At 78.8% G+C, this 5,581-nt stretch carries 6 protein-coding genes; all 6 read right to left on the minus strand.

The genetic code is table 11. The features are described 5' to 3' along the window. On the minus strand, positions 1-884 hold an 884-nt coding region (locus ABD879_RS31825; RefSeq protein ID WP_345025489.1), incomplete at its 3' end, for a PfkB family carbohydrate kinase. A 43-nt stretch (positions 885-927) separates the two neighbouring features. Beyond that, a complete protein-coding gene (locus tag ABD879_RS31830) occupies positions 928-1,548 on the minus strand; it encodes a D-sedoheptulose-7-phosphate isomerase (RefSeq protein WP_345025490.1) in 621 nt (206 codons plus the stop codon). After that, entirely contained in the window at positions 1,545-2,780 is a 1,236-nt protein-coding gene (locus tag ABD879_RS31835; protein ID WP_345025491.1) for a glycosyltransferase, read from the minus strand. Before ABD879_RS31835 ends, ABD879_RS31830 begins: the two co-directional genes overlap by 4 nt. Beyond that, on the minus strand, positions 2,777-3,772 hold the full coding sequence (locus ABD879_RS31840) for a glycosyltransferase (RefSeq protein WP_345025492.1): 996 nt from the start codon (positions 3,770-3,772) through the stop codon (positions 2,777-2,779). The genes ABD879_RS31835 and ABD879_RS31840 overlap by 4 nt, the downstream gene beginning before the upstream one ends. Further along, a complete protein-coding gene (locus ABD879_RS31845) occupies positions 3,772-4,794 on the minus strand; it encodes a glycosyltransferase family 9 protein (protein WP_345025494.1) in 1,023 nt (340 codons plus the stop codon). Before ABD879_RS31845 ends, ABD879_RS31840 begins: the two co-directional genes overlap by 1 nt. Further along, on the minus strand, positions 4,791-5,581 hold a 791-nt coding region (locus ABD879_RS31850), incomplete at its 5' end, for a D-glycero-alpha-D-manno-heptose-1,7-bisphosphate 7-phosphatase (RefSeq protein ID WP_345025495.1). The genes ABD879_RS31850 and ABD879_RS31845, both read right to left, overlap by 4 nt.

The following is a 5,581-nucleotide window of genomic DNA, read 5'->3' on the forward strand; positions in this document are numbered from 1 at the left end:
GACTTGACGAACTCGGCGGCCCGGCGCACGCCCGCGGCCACGGCCTCCGGCAGGCGCCCGCCGTCGGCCAGCACCTGCGCGGCGCGCGCCGCGAAGCTGTCGCCCGCCCCGCACGAGTCGCCCCGGGCCGGTTCGGCCGGGGCGAGGAACGGGGCGCCCCGCGGGCCGCAGGCGCCCTCGACCAGCAGCGCGCCGTCCGCGCCGAGGGTGACGGCCACGCCGTCCAGGCGCCAGGTCTCGGCGAGGAACCGGGCCCGCCGGGTCGCCGCCGACAGGCCGCCGCCGTCGATGGCGCCGCCGCACGCGGCGGCGAGCCGGGACGCCTCGTCCTCGTTGGGCGTCATCAGGCGCGTGCCGGGCACCGGCGGGTCGCCGCGCGGATGCGGGTCCCACACGACCGGCACGCGTCCGCCCGCCTCCTCCAGCAGGGCGCGGACGGCGGCGTGCCCGGTGACGCCGCGGCCGTAGTCGGACACCAGCACCGCGCCCGCGCCCGCGACGGCCTGCGCGATGCGCGGGCCGACCGGGCCGTCCACGGCCCGGCCCTCGCCGACGTCCAGCCGGGCCACCGGCTGCCCCTCGGCGTGGATGCGCACCTTGCGGGGCGTGGCGCCGTGCAGGCGGAACGCCGCGACCTCCACGTGCGCGGCCAGCATCGCGCGCAGCCGGTGCCCGGGGTCGTCGTCGGCCAGCGCGGTGACCAGCACGACCTCGCGCCCGTCGGCGGCCGCCAGCAGCGCGGCCAGGCCCGCGCCGCCGGGACGCGGCCGCTCCTCGGCCTGCTCGATGACGGGGACCGGCGCGTCGGGGCACAGCCGCCTGCTGCGGCCGGTGATGTCGATGTCCAGCAGCACGTCGCCGACGACGACGAGCGGTGCCGTCATGATGCCCTCCCGGGACGGGTGGCGGGCGGGGCGGGCGGCGCGGTCATCCGCCGACCCCCAGGGTCTGGTCGACCACCCCGCACAGCAGGTGGATCGCGGCCAGGTGGATCTCCTGGACGGTGGCCGCGGACGCCGCGTCGACGGTGATGGCGTCGTCGCACGCGGCGGCCAGGGGGTTGGGGCCCGGCCCGGTGATCGCCCACGCGGTCACCCCCAGCCGCCGCGCCTGCTCGGCGGCGGCGACCACGTTGCCGCTGCGGCCGCTGGTGGACAGGCAGATCAGCACGTCGCCGGGGCGGCCGTGCGCGCGCACCTGGCGGGCGAACACGGTCTCGGCGCCGTAGTCGTTGCCGATCGCGGTCACCGCCGAGGTGTCGCCGTGCAGCGGGATCGCCGCGAACGGGCGCCGGTCGCGCTCGAACCTGCCGACCAGCTCGGCGGTCAGGTGCTGGGCCTCGGCGGCGCTGCCGCCGTTGCCGCAGGCCAGCAGGCGTCCGCCGGAGTCCAGCACGCGGGCCAGGCGGCGCCCCCATGCGGCGATGACGGGGGTCTGGCTGCGGAACCGCAGCGCCGCGTCGGCCAGCGCCTCCAGTTCGAGGTCCTGGCGGCTGGCCCGCCGGGACGACCCGGTCCGCCGGGACGCGGTGCGCGCGGGGACGCTCATGCGGGCACCTCGCTGCGTGCCATGGCCCGCCGGTAGACGGTGAGCGTCTCGTGCGCGATGCGCTCCCAGGAGTAGCGGGAGCGGGCGCGGTCCCCCGCGGCGAAGCCCATCGCGGCGCGGCGGGTGGGGTCGGCGAGCAGGGCGCGGATGACGCGGGCGGTCTGCTCGGGCGTGCGGGGTGCCACGTGCACCCCGGTGACACCGTCGATGACGGTGTCCAGGTGACCGCCGACGGCGGTGGCGACGACCGGCACGCCGCAGGCCATCGCCTCCAGCGGCACCATGCCGAACGGCTCGTACCAGGGCAGTGTCACCACCAGGTCGGCCGACCGCAGCAGCCGGGACGCCTGCGCCCGGCCGACGCGGCCGAGGAAGCGGACCCGGTCGGCCACGCCGCAGTCCTCGGCGACGGCGCGCAGCCTGCGCGCCTCCGGGTCGCCGTCCAGCTCGGCGCGGCGCGGCCCGCCCGCCACCACCAGCTCGGCGCCCGGCACCCGCGCCAGCGACCGGATGGCGGTGTCCACGCCCTTGCGCTCGACCAGCCGCGACAGCGTCACCAGGCGCGGCCGCGCCCCGCGGGAGGCGCGCGGCCCGTCGGGGCGGAACACGGTCAGGTCCACCCCGCACGGCACGACGGTGATGCGGTCGCGCGGCACGCCCAGGCGCACCAGCTCCTCGGTCTCGTCGGCGCAGGTGGCGATGACGGCGTCGGCGGTGCGCCCGAGCGCGCGCTCCAGCTGGACGCGGCCGGGCGGGCTGGTGTCCTTGTCGCGCTGGTGGCGCCGCTTGACGCTGCCCAGCGCGTGGTAGGTCTGCACCATCGGGACGCGGCGCCGCCCGAGGTTCCCGGCCGCCTGCGCGGTGGCCAGGCCGCTCATCCAGAAGTGGGCGTGCGCCACGTCCGGCGGGTCGCCGGCCCAGCGGCGCTCCAGGTGGCGGCCGAAGTCCGGCATCAGCGGCAGCAGCTCGTCCTTGGGGATCGGCTCGGCCGGGCCGGCGGGCACGTGCTCGACGGTCACGCCGGGCGCCAGGCGCACCCGCGTCGGCAGGCGCGGGTCGTCGCGGCGGGTGTAGACGGTGACGTGGTGCCCCAGCGCGCCCAGGCGGGAGGCCAGGTCGGCGACGAACACGTTCTGCCCCCCGGCGTCGGCGGTGCCCAGCCCGCGGACCGCCGATCCGGCGGCGCGGGCGGCCAAGGGGCTGGCGTGTTCGGACACCATGGCGATCTTCACGGGGTCACCTCCTGGAGCAGCCGTTGCCAGTCGCGCAGGAAGCGCGGCAGGCCGTAGCGGTCGGCGGCCGCCGCGCGGGCGTGCTTGCCGGCCTGCCGGGCCCGGGCCGGGTCGGCGGCCAGGTCCCGGGCCGCGGCGGCGAGGGCGCCGACGCGGGTGGACAGCACGCCCGCCTCCGGCGGCACCGCCTCGACGGCCTCGGTGGCGGCCAGGGCCACCACGGGCATGCCGAGCATCATGGCCTCGATCAGCGCGAGGCCCAGCGAGGTCCACCGGTAGGGGTGGACGTAGACGCGGCGCCGCGCCAGCTCGCGGTGCAGCGCCCGCTGCGGCAGGTCCTCGAACGTCCGCAGCGACCCGGGCGGGGTGCCGAGCCGCCGGGGCGCGTCGGCGACGTTCATGCCGAACAGGTCCAGCGGGACGGCCTCGGCCAGCCGCGGGAGCAGGTCGGTCCCCGCGACGCGTCCGCGCCGCAGCGGGTCGTTGACGACGACGGCGGCGCGCGGCAGGTCGCCCCGGTAGCGGTAGCCGGGGTCGACGACGCCGTGCTCGATGACGGTGGTGGGCGCCCTGCCGCAGTTCCAGAACAGCTCGTTGAAGTGCGTGACGTGGACGATCGGGATGTCGGACCGGTCGTGCAGGAAGTGCCGGCTGTCGGGGACCACCTCGTCGGGCGAGCCCGCGTCCGCCGGGGTGCGGCGCGGGGTGTCGTGCTCGACGTACACGGCGGGCACGTCGCGTCCGGGGCGGCGCCCCAGCCACTCCTCGGCGAGCCGCAGCTCGTGCGGCCGCTGCAGGACGACCACGTCGACGTGCTCGCCGCGCAGCCGGTCGTAGGGGACCTCGACGGCGCGGTCCGGCCAGGCGAAGGTCTCGGGCCGCCCCCTGCCGTCGGGGCCGCGGCCGGGCACGACGGGCACGAGCGTGGTGTACGGGCCGTGCACGAACGACGTCGCCCACGAGCCGTGCACGTGCCACAGCAGGACTCTCATCAGGCGGCCACCCCCATCAGGCGCTCGACGGCCGCGACGACGTGCCGGCCGGTGACGGAGGACAGGCAGGGGTGCCCGGGGACGGGGCAGACCCGCGCGCGGGTGCCCTTGCAGGGGGCGTCCTGGTCGCCCAGCAGCACGGTCGGCACCCCGTAGGGCGCCCACCGCGCGGCGGGCACGGTCGGCGCGAACAGCGACACCACGGGGGTGCCGACGGCGGCGGCCAGGTGGGCGGGGCCGGTGTTGCCCGCGACGACGACGCGGGCGCCCGCCAGCACCGCCGCCAGCTCCGCCAGCGAGGTGCGGCCGCCCAGGTCGACGCCGGTGTCCCCGGCCACGCGCGCCGTCAGGTCCTTCTCCTGGTGGTGCCCGGTGACCAGCACGCGGTGCCCGGCGCCGACCAGCAGCGGGACGGCCTCGGCGCAGCGTTCGGCGGGCCAGGCGCGGGCCGGCACCGAGGTCCCCGGATGCACCACGACGTAGCCGCGTTCGCCCGGCGGCGACCCGGTGAGGGCGGACATGTCGGGCAATGGTTCGCGCACCCGCAGCCGGGTGTCGGCGGGGGAGGGGAACCCGGCCGCGGCGGCGAGCGCCAGCATCCGCTCGGTCTCGGGGAGGTCGCCCCGGCCCGGCTCGTCCGGCCGCAGGCGCAGGTCCAGCAGCGACCCGGGGTAGTCGGCGCTGATGCCGCCGATCCAGCCGACGCCCGCCATGCGCAGCACCAGCGCCAGCGGCAGCGGCGACTGGTGGAAGGAGGTGAAGATCAGTGCCCGGTCGTACCCGGCGGCCATCCGCGCCAGCCGGGCGATCTCGGCGGGGTCCACGGGGCCGGGGTCGGGGTCGATCCACGGCGCGCACCACTCCAGCACGCGGTCGACGCCGGGCAGCAGGTCGGCGGCGGCGCGTCCGCGCGGGCCGCACAGCAGCGCCACCTCGTCGGCGCGCGCGGCCACGGCGCGGACGGCGGGCCCGGCCAGCAGCACGTCGCCGAGGCTGTCCATGCGGGCCAGCAGCACCCTCATCGCGGCCGCCCTTCGGCGAGCAGCTCCAGGGCGCGGGTGACGGCGGCGCGCAGGTCCGGTGCGACCTCGGGGGCGTCGGCGACCTCCTCCGGCCGGGTGCGGCCGGTGGGCACCAGCACGCCGCGCGCCCCCGCGGCCTCGGCGGCCCGCATGTCGGCGCCGACGTCCCCGATCACCACGCAGGCGGACGGGGCCACCTCCAGCCGCCGCGCGGCCCGCACGACCAGGCCGGGCCGGGGCTTGCGGCACGGGCAGCGGTCGTCCGGGCCGTGCGGGCAGACCTCCCACACGTCGATGGGGCCGAGCAGTTCGTCGACGCGGTCGTTGACGCGCCGCACGTCCGCGCGGGTGACCAGGCCGCGCGCCACGCCCGACTGGTTGGACACCACGCCGATGCGCACGCCCCGGCGGCGCAGCCGGTCCAAAGCCCGGCGCGCGCCGGGCACCGGCTCCACGCGCGCGGGGTCGCCGTTGTACGGCACGTCGCGCACGAGCGTGTCGTCGCGGTCGAACAGCACCGCGCGGTTGCCGCACCAGGCCCCGGCGCGCGCGTGCGCGAGCAGGCCGCGCAGGCGGTGCCAGGTCGCGGCGGGCGGGATGGCGGCGCTGGTGACGAGCATGCGCGCCACCTCCCCGGGCGTGCGCGGGCCGGGCAGGACGCGGGCCGCGGCGAACTCGGCCGTCAGCCCCGCCCAGGCGGCGAAGGCGGGGAGCGCGACCCGCCGCGCCCCCGCCCCGTACGCCGCCGCGGCGAGCGCGCCGCAGGCGGTCGTCAGCAGGTGGCGGC

The sequence above is a fragment of the Actinomadura keratinilytica genome, from assembly GCF_039539665.1.
Taxonomy (GTDB): Bacteria; Actinomycetota; Actinomycetes; order Streptosporangiales; family Streptosporangiaceae; genus Spirillospora; species Spirillospora keratinilytica.